Origin of the sequence: Escherichia sp. Marseille-Q3837, assembly GCF_916618735.1 — a bacterium.
GTDB lineage: Bacteria > Pseudomonadota > Gammaproteobacteria > Enterobacterales > Enterobacteriaceae > Escherichia > Escherichia ruysiae.
Genome location: NZ_CAKAKC010000001.1, coordinates 517,966 through 534,089, shown reverse-complemented (window position 1 = coordinate 534,089; position 16,124 = coordinate 517,966). Strand labels below are relative to the sequence as shown.

Sequence of the window (16,124 nt, the reverse complement as noted above, 5' to 3'; positions counted from 1 at the left end):
TAGTCAGATGTTATGAGTGTGTTTGGTGCCCATGAGAATGATACGGGTAACATAATGCGCTTGAGAATCACCAGAGCGGGGTAAATTTAAATTATGAGAGGTTGGTCATATTATCGTGGGGAGACGAAGGGGATGGAGTAAAGCTGCGCCATAAGAACAACGAAAGCCCGATAAGACGCTTTAGCGTCGCATCGGGCAATCTACAAAAGAGGGGATAACTTAGTAGTAAGAGTGTTCGCCGCGCTGGTGTTCGGTGAGATCGCGCACACCTTTCAGCTCCGGGAATTCGTTCAGCAACTGCTTTTCGATCCCTTCTTTCAGCGTTACGTCGACCATGGAACAACCGTTACAGCCGCCGCCAAATTGTAGAATGGCGTAACCGTCTTCGGTGATTTCCATCAGCGAAACGCGACCACCGTGACCGGCAAGCTGCGGGTTAATCTGCGATTGCAGCATATACTCCACGCGCTCCATTAGCGGGGCATCGTCAGCCACTTTACGCATTTTGGCGTTCGGTGCTTTCAGCGTTAGCTGGGAACCCAGTTGGTCGGTAACAAAGTCGATCTCTGCATCTTCCAGGTATGGTGCGCTTAACTCATCAACATACGCGGTCAGCAGGTCAAATTTCAGGGCGGTGTCGGTGGCTTCTACAGCGTCAGGCGGACAATAAGAAACGCCACATTCAGCGTTAGGTGTGCCAGGGTTAATCACAAATACGCGGATTTGTGTCCCTTCTTCCTGGTTTGCCAGCAGTTTGGCAAAGTGCGCTTGTGCAGCATCGGAAATACGGATCATAGTAATGGCCTAATAGTTGACTATTTTAGTTGGTTATAATACGCCCATCATCGAGGCTCTACAAGGTTCGACAAAGGCACCAGACCTGGACAGTCGCCGCACCATTGCGTAAAAGCAACTGCGCAATCTCTGCGACGGTACTTCCGGTGGTAACGACATCATCCACAATCACCATATGGAGACCTTGCACGGGCAATTCAAGGCGAAAGGCATTTTTCAGGTTGCGCTTGCGCAGACGGGCGTTGAGAAAATGCTGGGGCGCAGTGGCTCTTGTTCGTGTGACGGCTTCGCTATCCCATTGGCAGTGCAACCAGCGTGATAACGGCTGACACAGCAAATCGCTCTGATTAAATCCCCGACGCCAGTGGCGATGCCGCCATAGCGGGACACTGACGATGCGATCCGGCAGATGTAATTCGCTGGTGCGACGGGCGTGTAAGACTTCCAATAGTAACAAACGTGCTAGCGCACTGGCGATTTCACTGCGGCGGGAAAACTTAAGCTGGTGGATGAGCGGGCTTAACGGCGGCGCATAATTGGCGATGGTTACCAGTCTTTGCCACGGCGGTGGTTTTTGCAGGCAACGACCACAGGGGAGATACGAGTGTGTAGCTGGTAATCCACATTGCGGGCATAGCATTTTATCTGTACGTGCGGCGCGGGAGCAGACCGAACAAATCCCCCAATGACCTAGCGCCAGCGGCATTCGGCATAGCCAGCATAATCCCGGTACTGTTAGCATATGTTCATCCTTGTAAGTGAAAAGAGAACAATAGCGGATGAATAACATCTGGTGGCAGACCAAAGGTCAGGGGAATGTTCATCTTGTGCTGCTGCACGGATGGGGACTGAATGCCGAAGTGTGGCGTTGCATTGACGAGGAACTTAGCTCGCATTTTACGTTACATCTTGTTGATCTGCCTGGCTTCGGGCGCAGTCAGGGATTTGGTGCGATGTCGCTTGCTGACATGGCTGATGTCGTGCTGCAACAGGCACCGGATAAAGCCATTTGGTTAGGCTGGAGCTTGGGCGGGCTGGTGGCAAGTCAGATTGCATTAGCCTATCCCGAGCGTGTTCAGGCGCTGGTCACTGTAGCATCGTCGCCATGTTTTAGTGCCCGTGATGGGTGGCCGGGGATAAAACCGGATGTGCTGGCGGGTTTCCAGCAGCAGCTAAGTGAAGATTTTCAGCGTACGGTGGAGCGTTTCCTTGCGTTGCAAACCATGGGGACAGAAACGGCGCGCCAGGATGCGCGGGCGCTGAAGAAAACCGTTCTGGCATTACCGATGCCGGAGGTTGACGTGCTCAATGGTGGGCTGGAAATCCTGAAAACGGTCGATCTTCGTTATCCGCTGCAAAATGTACCAATGCCGTTTTTGCGATTGTATGGTTATCTCGACGGTCTGGTGCCGCGCAAAGTAGTGCCGATGCTGGATGAACTCTGGCCGCACAGCGAATCATATATCTTCGCCAAAGCGGCTCATGCGCCGTTTATTTCGCATCCAGACGAGTTTTGTCAGCAGCTGGTAGCGTTGAAGCAGAGGGTGTAGGTGGCTTTAGAAATGGCGAGACAGAACTTTCCTGACTCGCCGCAGCCAACTCTTCTTCTGACACCCCGGTAAAGCGCATGATATCTGCAAGAGGGACTCCGGATTACAGCATTCTTTTGGCGATATCCAGGGCTTCCAGGCGTCGACCCAATAAATAACCAATCAGGTAACTAATAAGATATTCTCTTTGTGCATCTGTCATTAAAACCATCCTTTACGTTATTGATGATCTATTTCAGCAAGGTCTTCAACCGTCAGGCTGGTAAATCGCAGAACGTCCTCAAGAGAGACTCCGGCATCCAGCATGGTTTTGGCAATATTTAGGGCGTTGGTACGTATACCGTTCTGAAACCCTTCCTGCCGCAATCTTTCCGCAATAGTCATTAAACTTTCCTTGTGTTTCGGTGAACGTTCGGCAACGCCGTCGATAAAATCGTTAAAACGTACCGCATCGCCAGTTTGTAGTATGTAATTAAACAGCCCTTTGATTTGTCTGTCATTAGCGTACCCACTACTTAATAAGCAAGCCATTTGCTCTACCAGCCCCATCAGGTCGCGTTGACGAATATGTTTTTGAATTAACTCCAGCAGCGCCATGCGTCGGTGCTGCATGATTTCATCATCAGGCATGACGGTGATATCAATCAGCGGAAATGCCGAGGCATAAAGCTGCCTTGCCAGTTTAGGATCGGCGAAACAATCCAGCCAACACAGCGAATAGGGATAGGGGCTTTCAATGCCGTGGTAAAACAACAACGGTACGACCATCGGCAACGTTTTGTATCCTGCATCAAGGTGGTTTTGCATTGCGGCAATGGCATAACGCATCATGCGAAATGCGATCAGTCTGTTTGAGGTGCTTTGATGTTCAATCAGGCAATAGATATATCCTGGCCCTTGCTCCGTTTTCACCGACCACAGCACGTCGGAATAGCTTTCACGCAGATCGTCATCGATAAAGCTGCTCGACTCCAGCTTGAGGGTTTTCATATCACAGAGCGCGTGGATGGGTGCCGGTAAATGGAACGCAAGAAAATCGCGTGCCGTGTCCGGTTGGCGTAAAAAGAGTTTGAACAGCGCATCGTGTGGGGTGGAACTCTGTTTTTTGCTCATGGCGTTCCTTCACCTGTTTTTTTGAATGCCGCGACTTTACGCGCCACTCCACGGCTGTGCATCAGCAAGTTTTCATCCCTGCGAGACGCTTTCAGAGGAACTTACTCCATGCTGCAAGAGTTGCATTTTTATGGAAAGCCGCACGCAAAAAAGCCCGGTAGCTAATGCATACCGGGCTTTTCAAAACGAACGATGAAACAAGGTTAACGCAGCATCCACCACTCACGCAGACAGGCTTTTCCTTCCGGGCAGCTTTTACAACTGCCAGAGAGGCAGCCATCAGGTTCTTCCTGAATCCGTACCGCTTTGCCCATATTTTCCAGCTGTTGCAGCATAGCGTTAATCATCGGCTGCGGGGTGTTCAGCGTCTGGCTGATCTGGGTCGCTTCCATACGACCCCGTAACGCCAGCAAATCACGCACCTGAATGAGCGAAGCCATTGCCGTGTCCTTAGTGGCAATCGCCAGTGGTGCTGGCTGCGCAGCAACTGCTTACCGTTTTGCGGCTTGCCAGTAGTTCGATATCGACTCGACTACGCGCGCGGCGCAGCAGGCCAATAACCACGATGTTAAACAGGACAACCGCCAGAATGCACACCAGGCTGTAAGTTGGGTGCTGGCTGTAGCTGGCGACCTGATAGAACAATGTTGCCAGCGAGTAAGCGATATTCAGCCCCCACAGGATGGAGAAGCCCATCCAGCCACGGCTTGATTCACGGGCAATGGCTCCCATCACCGAAATGCAAGGTACATACAGCAGGACGAATATCAGATAGCTGTAAGCAGCCGCCGCGCTACCGAATTTCTCATCCATCACGCCCATTGCCCCAGTACCCATTTCGCCGTCGCCTTTGCTGGCTTCAATTGGGTTCATCAGTACGCTAAGGCTGAAGGTGTCTTTCAGGCTCTGCCAGGTTTCATCTACCGCGCTGAACAGCTCTTCACCGAGGTTAAATTCCGCCGGATTGAACTCTTCGTCCTGAATGTTTTCTGCGGTATAGAGGGTGTTGAGAGTACCCACCACCACTTCTTTCGCCATTGCGCCAGTAAACAGTCCAACCGTTGCCTGCCAGTTATCTTCATGCACGCCAATCGGCTTGAAGACTGGAGTGATCACGCGGCTGACAGAGGCCAGCGCCGAGTCGTTGATGTTATCGACGATTTTCCCACTCAGCGAGAAGCTGTTGAATGCGCTCAGGAAAATGCTGACGATGATAATCACTTTACCGGCGCGCAGAACGAAGCCTTTCAAACGCTGCCAGGTCTGGATAATCAGACTCTTAATGTGTGGTACGTGATAGACCGGTAGCTCCATGACAAACGGCGTCGCTTCACCGCGCATAATGGTGTATTTGAGCATCAGACCCGTCAGTACCGCCATCACAATACCGATGACATACAGTGAGAACACAGCCAGCGCGCCATTCTGCCCGAAGAACGCGGCAGCAAATACTGCGAAGATTGCCAGACGAGCACCGCAGGACATAAATGGCGCCATCATGATAGTCATCAGACGTTCACGCGGAGCATCAAGAGTGCGCGCACCCATCACCGACGGTACGTTACAACCGAAGCCAACGATCAACGGCACAAAGGATTTCCCTGGCAGACCCAACGCTTGCATCAGACGGTCCATCACAAATGCCGCTCTCGCCATATACCCGGAGTCCTCGAGGAAGGAGAGGAACAGGTACATCATGCCGATCTGCGGCACCAGTGGCAGAACGGTGTTAATACCGCCACCCAGCCCCTGGGCGAGGAAGATAGTCAGCCAGTCAGGGAAGTGGAGCGTGTAGCCAATCCACTGAATACCATGCACAAAGAGTGCCACGGAACCGACGTCAAACAGCGGCTGTAACGCCCCGCCGATGTTGATAGCCAGCAGGAACATCAGATACATCACAAAGAGGAAAATTGGCAGACCGAGGAATCGGTTGAGCACGATTTTATCTACTGCCGTGGTGAAACGGCTGGGTTCTGCCGTCAGGGTATTGCTCACCACATCGCAGATGGCAGCAATACACTGGTAACGCGCATCGGCAATGTGCAGCGCCGGATCGTCCATCTCATTACGCAGACGGGCGAGGGCTGCATCCAGATGCTGCGACGCTTCACCGGCGTAGGCGCGGCTGTAGATATCGCCTTCCAGCATTTGCAGACCCAGCCAGCGGCGATGTTTCAGCGGGATGTCTGACGGCATCACTTTCGCCAGCGCATCGGCTTCATTGATTAGCGGCTGTGCGTAATGCACCAGTTCTACATTCTCGTTGGCTTTATAGCGGTCAATTGCCAGTTTCAGGGCTTCAATACCGCGACCACGCGTGGAAACCAGCGGGATCACCGGGCAGCCAAGACGTGCCGACAGCGCATCAATTTCAATGCGAATATTTTGCTTCTCGGCAATGTCGAGCATGTTCAGCGCCACGATGCAGGGAATGCCGAGCTCCAGCAGTTGCAGCGTCAGGTACAGGTTACGCTCAAGGTTAGACGCATCCACCACGTTAATCAGCAGATCGGCGTCGCCACTCAAAATGTAGTGACAGGCGATTTGCTCATCAAGCGAAGTTTGCGATGAGATGGTGGTCAGAGAATAGGTGCCGGGCAGGTCAACCAGGGTGACCTGATGATCGGTGGTGGAGAACTGACCCTCTTTACGTTCGACGGTAACGCCAGCCCAGTTTCCTACACGCTGACGTGCGCCGGTGAGCTGGTTAAATAAGGTTGTCTTGCCAGAATTTGGATTACCAATTAAGCCAATGGTTAATTTTTTCATTGTTATTCTCACCGTATTAACAGGAAACCGCTTCCACTTCTAATAAGGCCAGATCTTTTTTCCGTAATACCAGGCTCACACGGCGAGTTTCGATATGAATGGGATCACCGAGTGGAGCGACGCGCACCACATTAAAAGAGGAGCCAGGTAACATGCCAAGAGAAAGCAGCTTCTGACGATATGCCGGGCTGATTTCACGGGAAAAGCCAGTGATTTTCCACGCAGTATCTGGAGTGTATTGCATAGGTGCCTACTTGTTTCTCATTAACTGGATAACTACCTCATGGGGCGTTTGACAGCGACATGAGACCAGATGATTTGCCAACGAAGGAGAGATGAAATAATCAACAGTACAATGATAATGAGAATGGTTTCTATCAGCAATACTTAAAATGTGTGCGAATGTTGGTTTAGATAATAATCTGACTCAATGTTGATGTGGCTCAAGGTTATATCTGGGTCAAAATAAAATTCGAGTGACGAATTATTAGGGCGGCTTGATGTTTAATTAAGGTTTCAGTTGTTAATGATGTGATAAATATTAGCGGAATATATTGTGGTTTTGGCTGTGGAATAAAAATACCGGAGCCAGGCAAGTGCACGGACAGTCCCCTCGCCCCATCGGGGAGAGGGCTAGGGAGAGGGGGGAAAGTTGTGCCTGTTTTGACCCGTAAGCGAGTTTGTCAGCAATCTCAAATGCCGGAGATGTTCTCCGGCACTTTTATGTCAGTTAAGGCGTTTATTGCCAGATGTGGTGTGAACGCCTTATCTGGCCTACGACTTCGTGCAAATTCGAACCGTAGGCCAGTTGGGCGATTAACGTTTTTTGCCCATTGCCGCTGCCAGCGCATCCATCATCGCACTGTTACCGGCAGTCTGCGCTTCACGACCGCGCGGTTTGGCTGCCGGGCGGTTATTTTGCGGGCGATCGTTACCGCTGCCGCGACGGGCGTTGGTTTCACTTGGCTGTTCATCCAGACGCATGGTCAGGGCGATACGTTTACGCTGAAGATCGACTTCCAGCACTTTCACCTTCACAATGTCGCCCGCTTTCACCACGGTGTGCGGATCTTCCACAAACTTGTTCGACAAAGAAGAAATGTGAACCAGGCCATCCTGATGTACGCCGATATCAACAAAAGCACCAAAATTGGTGACGTTGGTCACCGCGCCTTCGAGGATCATGCCCGGTTGCAGATCGTTCATTGTCTCGACGCCATCGGCAAACTGAGCGGTTTTAAATTCCGGACGCGGGTCGCGGCCCGGTTTTTCCAGCTCTTTGATGATGTCGGTTACCGTCGGCACACCGAATTTCTCATCGGTAAAGTCAGAGGCTTTCAGGTTACGCAGTTCGCTGCTATTACCCATCAGATCTTTCAGCGCCTGCTGTGTTGCCGCCAGAATGCGTTCAACCACCGGATAGGCTTCCGGGTGAACGGTAGAAGCATCCAGCGGGTTATCGCCGTGGTTAATTCTCAGGAAGCCCGCGCATTGCTCGAAGGCTTTCGGCCCCAGACGGCTGACTTTTAACAGTTGCTGACGGTTCTGGAACTGACCGTTCTCGTCACGCCAGGCAACTATGTTTTGCGCCATCATGCGCGTCAGACCCGCCACGCGGGTTAACAGCGGAACGGAAGCGGTGTTGAGATCAACGCCAACGGCGTTAACGCAGTCTTCCACCACTGCGTCCAGTTTGCGAGCCAGCTGCGTCTGGCTAACATCATGCTGATACTGACCTACGCCGATAGATTTCGGATCGATTTTCACCAGCTCCGCTAGCGGATCTTGCAAACGACGGGCGATAGACACTGCGCCACGCAGCGAAACATCGAGCTCCGGGAACTCCTGCGCTGCCAGCTCGGAAGCCGAGTAAACCGATGCGCCTGCTTCGCTGACGATCACTTTCTGCGCCGTTACTTTCGGGAACTGCTTCTGTACGTCGAGATAGAAACGCTCGGTTTCGCGGGAAGCCGTACCGTTACCAATTGCTACCAGTTCAACGTTATGTTTTTCACACAGCGCAGCAACGGTCATCGCTGCTTTTGCGGCTTGCCCGGTGTGCGGATAAATGGTGTCGGTCGCCACCAGCTTGCCAGTTGCATCGACCACCGCGACTTTTACCCCGGTGCGCAGACCCGGATCGAGCCCCATCGTCGCACGCAGTCCAGCGGGGGCTGCCATCAGCAGATCGTGCAGGTTACGGGCAAAGACGTTAATCGCTTCATCTTCCGCACGTTCGCGCACGGTGCCCATCAGTTCGGTTTCCAGGTGCATCAGTACCTTGATGCGCCATGTCCAGCTCACCACGCCTTTACGCCAGCTATCCGCCGGGGCATTGTTCAGGCGCAGGCCAAGGTGATCCATGATGATTTGCTCGCAGTAGCTCTCTTTGGGCGGCTCATCGAACTGTGGATCGGCATTCAGCGAAAGCTGGAGTATGCCTTCGTTACGACCACGAAACATCGCCAGTGCGCGGTGAGAAGGCACCGTTGACAGCGGTTCGTGATGATCGAAATAGTCGCGGAATTTTGCCCCTTCCTCTTCTTTACCGCTCACCACCGTAGAAACCAAATGCGCGTTCTTCCACAGATAATCACGCACTTTCGCCAGGAGAGCGGCATCTTCGGCAAAACGTTCCATCAGAATGTAGCGCGCGCCGTCCAGCGCGGCTTTGGTATCTGCCACGCCTTTATCGGCATCAACATATTGTGCAGCGGCGACTTCTGGCGTGTGTGACGGATCGCTCCACAGCAGGTCAGCCAACGGCTCAAGACCTGCTTCAATGGCGATTTGCCCACGGGTGCGACGTTTAGGTTTGTAGGGCAGATAGAGGTCTTCGAGTTCGGTTTTGCTTAAGGTGGCGTTGATGGCATTCGCCAGCTCATCGGTGAGTTTACCTTGCTCAGAAATGGACTTGAGGATCGCCTGACGTCTCTCTTCCAGCTCGCGCAGGTAGCTCAGACGCGTTTCCAGATTACGCAACTGCGTGTCATCCAGACCGCCGGTGATTTCCTTACGATAACGTGCGATAAACGGCACGGTATTCCCTTCGTCAAGCAGGCGAACGGCGGCTTCAACCTGTTCCGGGCGCGCCTGAATTTCACCCGCAATAATGCGGCAGAACGAATCATTCATCATGGTTTGAGTTCATCTTTTCGGATCAAAAATCAGGGGATAGTTATACGGACTGGCTGGCAAAAATGCCAGCCAAAGGCTGGAGGTTAAGACTCTTCCTTACGGTTTCACGTACTCGATGGCATTAACATACCAGCTCGCTTCCCCGGCAGGCGTATTCACCACCGCCAGATCGCCCACTTCTTTTTTCAGCAATGCGCGAGCCATCGGGGAATCGATAGAGATGTAATCTTTACGACCAAAAATTTCATCGTAGCCGACAATTCTAAAACGGTGAGTCACGCCATCGTCGTTTTCAATCTCTACCCAAGCGCCAAAGAAGACCTTGCCTTCCTGCTGCGGGGAATAATCGACGATTTTGAGATTTTCCATGCATTTAGTGAGATAGCGCACGCGACGGTCGATTTCACGCAGGCGCTTTTTATTATACTGATAGTCAGCATTTTCACTGCGGTCGCCCAGACTTGCAGCCCAGGTCACCTTTTTTGTGACCTCCGGGCGTTCTTCACGCCAGAGATAATTTAGCTCTTGTTTGAGTTTTTCATACCCTTCCCGGGTAACCAGGGGCGTTTTCATCTCGTTGATTCCCTTTGTCTGTTTGATAATGCGCACATTGGGTATAACGTGATCATATCAACAGAATCAATAATGTTTCGCCGAATAAATTGTATACTTAAGCTGCTGTTTAATATGCTTTGTAACAATTTAGGCTGAAATTCATACCAGATTTTGCTGGTGACGAACGTAAGCTTTTTTAAGAATACACGCTTACAAATTGTTGCGAACCTTTGGGAGTACAAAGAATGCAAGAGAACTACAAGATTCTGGTGGTCGATGACGACATGCGCCTGCGCGCGCTGCTGGAGCGTTATCTCACCGAACAAGGCTTCCAGGTTCGAAGCGTCGCTAATGCAGAACAGATGGATCGCCTGCTGACTCGTGAATCTTTCCATCTTATGGTACTGGATTTGATGTTACCTGGTGAAGATGGCTTGTCGATTTGCCGACGTCTTCGTAGCCAGAGTAACCCGATGCCGATCATTATGGTGACGGCGAAAGGGGAAGAAGTAGACCGTATCGTTGGTCTGGAGATTGGCGCTGACGACTATATTCCAAAACCGTTTAACCCGCGCGAGCTGCTGGCTCGTATTCGTGCAGTGCTGCGTCGTCAGGCGAACGAACTGCCGGGCGCGCCGTCACAGGAAGAAGCAGTAATTGCTTTTGGTAAGTTCAAACTAAACCTCGGTACGCGTGAAATGTTCCGCGAAGATGAGCCGATGCCGCTCACCAGCGGTGAATTTGCGGTACTGAAGGCGCTGGTCAGCCATCCGCGTGAGCCGCTCTCCCGCGATAAGCTGATGAACCTTGCCCGTGGCCGTGAATATTCTGCAATGGAACGCTCCATCGACGTGCAGATCTCGCGTCTGCGCCGCATGGTGGAAGAAGATCCGGCACATCCGCGTTACATTCAGACCGTCTGGGGTCTGGGCTACGTCTTCGTGCCGGACGGTTCTAAAGCATGAGGCGATTGCGCTTCTCGCCACGAAGTTCATTTGCCCGCACGTTATTGCTCATCGTCACCTTGCTGTTTGTCAGCCTGGTGACGACTTATCTGGTGGTGCTGAACTTCGCGATTTTGCCGAGCCTCCAGCAGTTTAATAAAGTCCTCGCTTACGAAGTGCGTATGCTGATGACCGACAAACTGCAACTGGAGGACGGCACGCAGTTGGTTGTGCCTCCCGCTTTCCGTCGGGAGATCTACCGTGAGCTGGGGAGCTCTCTCTACTCCAACGAGGCTGCCGAAGAGGCCGGGCTGCGTTGGGCGCAACACTACGAATTCTTAAGCCATCAGATGGCGCAGCAGCTTGGCGGCCCGACGGAAGTCCGCGTCGAGGTCAACAAAAGTTCGCCTGTCGTCTGGCTGAAAACCTGGCTGTCGCCCAATATCTGGGTACGTGTGCCGCTGACCGAAATTCATCAGGGCGATTTCTCCCCGCTGTTCCGCTATACGCTGGCGATAATGCTGTTAGCAATAGGCGGCGCGTGGCTATTTATTCGTATTCAGAACCGACCCTTAGTCGATCTCGAACATGCTGCTTTGCAGGTGGGTAAGGGGATTATTCCGCCGCCGCTGCGTGAATATGGCGCTTCGGAGGTGCGTTCGGTTACCCGCGCCTTCAACCATATGGCGGCAGGCGTTAAGCAACTGGCAGATGATCGCACATTGCTGATGGCAGGGGTAAGCCACGACCTGCGCACGCCGCTGACGCGTATTCGCCTGGCGACTGAGATGATGAGCGAGCAGGATGGCTACCTGGCAGAATCGATCAATAAAGATATCGAAGAGTGCAACGCCATCATTGAGCAATTTATCGACTACCTGCGCACCGGGCAGGAGATGCCGATGGAACTGGCGGATCTTAACGCTGTGCTTGGTGAGGTGATTGCCGCCGAAAGTGGCTATGAGCGGGAAATTGATACCGCGCTTGAGCCGGGCAGCATTGAGGTGAAAATGCACCCTCTGTCGATCAAACGCGCGGTGGCGAATATGGTAGTGAACGCCGCCCGCTACGGCAATGGCTGGATTAAAGTCAGCAGTGGAACGGAGCCGAATCGCGCCTGGTTCCAGGTGGAAGATGACGGCCCAGGGATTGAACCGGAGCAGCGTAAGCACCTGTTCCAGCCGTTTGTCCGTGGTGACAGTGCGCGCACTATCAGTGGCACTGGCTTAGGGCTGGCGATTGTGCAGCGGATTATCGATAACCATAACGGGATGCTGGAACTTGGCACCAGCGAGCGGGGCGGGCTTTCCATTCGCGCCTGGCTGCCATTGCCGGTAACGCGGGCGCAGGGTGCGACAAAAGAAGGGTAAATAAAACGGGAGGCGAAGGTGCCTCCCGTTTTGCTTTCTATAAGATACTGGATAGATATTCTCCAGCTTCAAACCATTACAGCTTCGGACCAGCCGCTACCAGCGCAGCACCCGCAGGGGTGTCGGTATATTTATCGAAGTTGTCGATAAACAGTTTCGCCAGCGTTTCAGCTTTTTCCTGCCATTGTTCCGGAGAGGCGTAAGTGTTACGCGGATCGAGGATCTTCGTGTCAACGCCCGGCAGTTCTGTAGGGATCGCCAGGTTAAACATCGGCAGAGTGAAGGTTTCTGCGTTATCCAGCGAACCATTCAGAATAGCGTCGATAATGGCGCGGGTATCTTTAATGGAGATACGTTTGCCAGTGCCGTTCCAGCCGGTGTTAACCAGATACGCCTGCGCGCCCGCCGCCTGCATACGTTTCACCAGCACTTCTGCGTACTGAGTCGGGTGCAGCGACAGGAACGCCGCGCCGAAGCAGGCGGAGAAGGTTGGCGTCGGTTCGGTGATGCCGCGTTCAGTACCGGCCAGTTTGGCGGTGAAGCCAGAGAGGAAGTGGTACTGAGTTTGATCGGCAGTCAGACGAGAAACCGGCGGCAATACGCCGAAAGCATCTGCGGTCAGGAAGATAACTTTAGTTGCGTGGCCTGCTTTGGAGACCGGCTTAACGATGTTTTCGATGTGATAGATCGGATAAGAAACGCGGGTGTTCTCGGTTTTTGAACCATCGTCAAAGTCGATAGTGCCATCTTCACGCACGGTGACGTTTTCCAGCAGCGCATCGCGACGGATAGCGTTGTAGATTTCGGGTTCCGCTTCTTTCGACAGCTTGATGGTTTTCGCGTAGCAGCCGCCTTCGAAGTTAAACACGCCGTCATCGTCCCAGCCGTGTTCGTCATCGCCAATCAGACGGCGTTTCGGGTCGGTGGAAAGGGTGGTTTTACCCGTGCCAGAAAGGCCGAAGAACACTGCAACGTCGCCTTTCTCGCCAACGTTGGCGGAGCAGTGCATGGAGGCAATGCCTTTCAGCGGCAGCAGGTAGTTCATCATCGAGAACATCCCTTTCTTCATTTCGCCGCCGTACCAGGTGCCGCCAATTAACTGCATACGCTCAGTCAGGTTAAACGCGACGAAGTTTTCAGAGTTCAGACCCTGTTCTTTCCACTGCGGGTTAGTGCACTTCGCGCCGTTCATAACGATAAAGTCTGGTTTGAAACCTGCCAGCTCTTCATCGCTCGGGCGAATAAACATGTTCTTGACGAAATGCGCCTGCCAGGCCACTTCGGTGATGAACCGAACGGAAAGACGAGTATCCGGGTTAGCGCCACAGAATGCGTCTACAACGAACAGACGTTTGCCGGAAAGCTGTTTGGTTACCAGGCCTTTTAGATGTTGCCAGGTTTCAGGGGAGAGAGGTTTGTTGTCGTTCTTACCTTTGCCTTTGTCTGCCCACCAGAAGGTATCGCGAGTGGTATCGTCACGGACGATATACTTATCTTTTGGTGAACGGCCGGTGAAGATTCCGGTATCGACGGCAACGGCGCCCAGATTAGTTAACACCCCGCGCTCATAACCGGTCAGGCTCGGATCGAGCTCTTCCTGATACAGCAGGTCGTAGCTTGGGTTGTAAACGATATCATGTACGTCACTGATACCATAAGCCTCGAGTTCTTGCGGGGTCAAACCATTGTTAACGCGCATTTCACTGCTCCTTAGCCAATATGTATTGCCTGAATAGTAAAGTCTTTTTGGGGGTGTTAACCGCGACAAGGCTCATAGATTTACGTATCTGGAGAAATTCATATTTGACAAAACTCCGTGATTCCTGTCACGAAACGGTAGCTATTATCGCAGAAATAGCATTTTAGGTGTGGAAAATGTTCTTAAAAGGTTAAAACTTGGTTTATATGGCGAGAATGTTGCGAGTGTAATCGCATTCCTGAGTGAAATTGATGCAAATTCAACGAGTAAAGTATCGATTCACCTCGCTAACTTTTTTTGATTACTTTCTGAGAAAAACAAATTAGTCCAGCCTGGATGCGATAATTACCTCTCCTTTTGATTCTGGATAACCAACATGGAAAACGTTGAGCTTTCACCCGCAACACGCAGGGGAATGGTTGTTACCGGATTACTCCAGGGATTAGTTTGCTACCTGCTGATCTCCTGGCTCGCTGGTAAAAATAACAGTTGGATAGTTTATGGCGTACCTGCGACCATGGCGCTTTCATCCGTTTTGTTATTTTCTGTAGTGTCCTTCAAACAGAAGCGACTTTGGGGATGGCTGGCGATAGTGTTGATTGCCACTCTTGGGATGAGCGGCTGGCTGAAGTGGCAAATTGATGGCATGAGTCCCTGGAGAGCGGAAAAGGCGCTTTGGGATTTTGGGTGTTATCTGCTGCTGATGGGAATGATGTTGCTGCCGTGGATACAACATAGTCTGCGTGAGCGTAATGACAGTACCCGCTATAGCTATTTTTACCAGTCGGTATGGCATAACGTACTTATATTATTGGTGATTTTTATCGCTAATGGCCTGACGTGGCTGGTGCTTTTACTGTGGAGTGAGTTGTTTAAACTCGTTGGTATCACGTTTTTTAAAACGCTCTTTTTTGCAACCGACTGGTTTATTTATCTTACGTCAGGTCTGGTTACCGCACTGGCGGTGATCCTCGCGCGGACACAGTTGCGTTTAATCGACTCCATTCAAAAGCTGTTCACGTTAATCGCCACAGGTTTACTGCCGTTGGTGTCATTGTTGACGCTGATGTTTATTATCACCCTACCGTTTGCGGGCCTGAACGCGATTTCTCGCCACATTTCCGCTGCCGGGTTGCTTTTGACGCTGGCCTTTTTGCAATTGCTCTTAATGTCCATTGTCGGCGATCCGCAAAAAGCGTCACTTCCCTGGACGGGGCTGTTGCGTTGCCTGATTCAAACCGCTCTGCTGGTCGCCCCATTGTATGTGTTCGTCGCCGCCTGGGCGTTATGGCTGCGGGTCGCGCAGTACGGCTGGACTGCCGAACGCTTGCATGGCGTGTTGGCTGTGGTGGTGTTACTGGTTTGGTCTCTGGGATATTTTGTCAGTATTGTCTGGCGTAAAGGGCAAAATCCCCTTGTTCTTCAGGGCAAAGTGAACCTTGCGGTTTCGTTATTGGTGTTGGTGATACTGGTGCTTCTTAATTCGCCTGTGCTGGACAGTATGCGTATTAGCGTGAACAGTCATATGGCGCGTTATCAGAGCGGCAAAAACACGCCAGACCAGGTAAGTATCTACATGCTCGAACAGAGCGGTCGCTATGGCCGTGCGGCGCTTGAGTCGCTGAAAAGCGATGCCGAGTATATGAAAGACCCGAAACGCAGACGGGATCTGCTGATGGCGTTTGATGGGAAGCAACATCTTCAGCAGCAGGTATCGGAAAAAGCATTAGCCGATAACGTGTTAATTGCCCCTGGTTCTGGCAAACCGGATGCGACATTCTGGTCGGCCTTAATCAAAGAACGCTATAACGTGATGACCTGTATTGAAAAGGATGCCTGCGTACTGGTCGAGAGAGATCTAAATAGTGATGGTCAGACGGAGCGGCTCCTGTTTGCCTTTAATGATGAAAGAGTCATCGTCTATGGCATTGACCCCACCGGGAAAGAATGGCAAGAGCTCACGATGAGTTTACTTCCGCGCGAAATAACGAAAGAGAAATTACTCACTGCCGCGAAGGAAAGAAAACTGGGAACGAAGCCTAAAACGTGGCGCAATCTTACGGTGGATGGTGAAACGCTGGAGGTGAATCTGAATGAGTGACAACACGCATCTGATTTTTGTCAGATGCGGCGCCTTAGCTGACCCACAATAACTTGCGATTTATACCGTAGGCCTGATAAACGCAGC

Annotated in this window: 13 protein-coding genes and 1 pseudogene; 4 read left to right on the top strand and 10 right to left on the bottom strand. The window is 52.0% G+C overall.

Features of this window, described 5'->3' with window-relative positions; translation table 11 throughout:
- Positions 1-219 precede the first annotated feature (219 nt).
- Both nfuA and gntX read right to left on the bottom strand, forming a co-directional pair.
- Complete coding sequence (nfuA, locus tag LG381_RS02610; RefSeq protein ID WP_000619389.1) at positions 220-795, bottom strand: Fe-S biogenesis protein NfuA; 576 nt, start codon at positions 793-795, stop codon at positions 220-222.
- Between the two features lie 58 nt (positions 796-853).
- Positions 854-1,537 (bottom strand): DNA utilization protein GntX, encoded by a 684-nt coding sequence (gene gntX / locus LG381_RS02605; RefSeq protein ID WP_010348483.1) that lies wholly within the window; start codon positions 1,535-1,537, stop codon positions 854-856.
- Positions 1,538-1,574: 37 nt separating this feature from the next.
- Between gntX and bioH the strand changes: the two genes are divergently transcribed.
- Positions 1,575-2,345 (top strand): pimeloyl-ACP methyl ester esterase BioH, encoded by a 771-nt coding sequence (gene bioH / locus LG381_RS02600; protein ID WP_001060058.1) that lies wholly within the window; start codon positions 1,575-1,577, stop codon positions 2,343-2,345.
- A gap of 31 nt (positions 2,346-2,376) precedes the next feature.
- On the opposite strand, the pseudogene LG381_RS02595 reads toward bioH, so the two are convergent.
- From LG381_RS02595 to greB, 7 genes and pseudogenes are all read right to left on the bottom strand, one after another.
- Positions 2,377-2,493: pseudogene (locus LG381_RS02595) on the bottom strand (transposase); the annotation flags it as partial.
- A 71-nt stretch (positions 2,494-2,564) separates the two neighbouring features.
- Entirely contained in the window at positions 2,565-3,458 is an 894-nt protein-coding gene (gene rpnA / locus LG381_RS02590; protein WP_105281187.1) for a recombination-promoting nuclease RpnA, read from the bottom strand.
- A 203-nt stretch (positions 3,459-3,661) separates the two neighbouring features.
- Positions 3,662-3,898 (bottom strand): [Fe-S]-dependent transcriptional repressor FeoC, encoded by a 237-nt coding sequence (feoC, locus tag LG381_RS02585; protein ID WP_000157593.1) that lies wholly within the window; start codon positions 3,896-3,898, stop codon positions 3,662-3,664.
- A 10-nt stretch (positions 3,899-3,908) separates the two neighbouring features.
- On the bottom strand, positions 3,909-6,230 hold the full coding sequence (gene feoB, locus LG381_RS02580; protein ID WP_000737001.1) for a Fe(2+) transporter permease subunit FeoB: 2,322 nt from the start codon (positions 6,228-6,230) through the stop codon (positions 3,909-3,911).
- Between the two features lie 16 nt (positions 6,231-6,246).
- Positions 6,247-6,474, bottom strand: coding sequence for a ferrous iron transporter A (gene feoA, locus LG381_RS02575; RefSeq protein ID WP_001200455.1), 228 nt, complete (start codon positions 6,472-6,474; stop codon positions 6,247-6,249).
- Positions 6,475-7,046: 572 nt separating this feature from the next.
- Entirely contained in the window at positions 7,047-9,368 is a 2,322-nt protein-coding gene (locus LG381_RS02570; RefSeq protein WP_225761985.1) for a Tex family protein, read from the bottom strand.
- Positions 9,369-9,464: 96 nt separating this feature from the next.
- Positions 9,465-9,941, bottom strand: coding sequence for a transcription elongation factor GreB (greB, locus tag LG381_RS02565; protein ID WP_000856744.1), 477 nt, complete (start codon positions 9,939-9,941; stop codon positions 9,465-9,467).
- 227 nt (positions 9,942-10,168) lie between these two features.
- On the opposite strand from greB, the gene ompR reads away from it, so the two are divergent.
- Both ompR and envZ read left to right on the top strand, forming a co-directional pair.
- Complete coding sequence (gene ompR, locus LG381_RS02560) at positions 10,169-10,888, top strand: two-component system response regulator OmpR (RefSeq protein WP_001157751.1); 720 nt, start codon at positions 10,169-10,171, stop codon at positions 10,886-10,888.
- On the top strand, positions 10,885-12,237 hold the full coding sequence (gene envZ / locus LG381_RS02555; RefSeq protein ID WP_225761984.1) for a two-component system sensor histidine kinase EnvZ: 1,353 nt from the start codon (positions 10,885-10,887) through the stop codon (positions 12,235-12,237). Before ompR ends, envZ begins: the two co-directional genes overlap by 4 nt.
- Before the next feature lie 76 nt (positions 12,238-12,313).
- Here the strand turns inward: envZ and pckA are convergent, their stop codons facing one another.
- Positions 12,314-13,936, bottom strand: coding sequence for a phosphoenolpyruvate carboxykinase (ATP) (pckA, locus tag LG381_RS02550; RefSeq protein WP_001309803.1), 1,623 nt, complete (start codon positions 13,934-13,936; stop codon positions 12,314-12,316).
- Positions 13,937-14,312: 376 nt separating this feature from the next.
- Here pckA and LG381_RS02545 point away from each other — a divergent pair, with 376 nt between their 5' ends.
- Complete coding sequence (locus LG381_RS02545; protein WP_225761983.1) at positions 14,313-16,037, top strand: DUF4153 domain-containing protein; 1,725 nt, start codon at positions 14,313-14,315, stop codon at positions 16,035-16,037.
- The last annotated feature ends 87 nt before the right edge of the window (positions 16,038-16,124 follow it).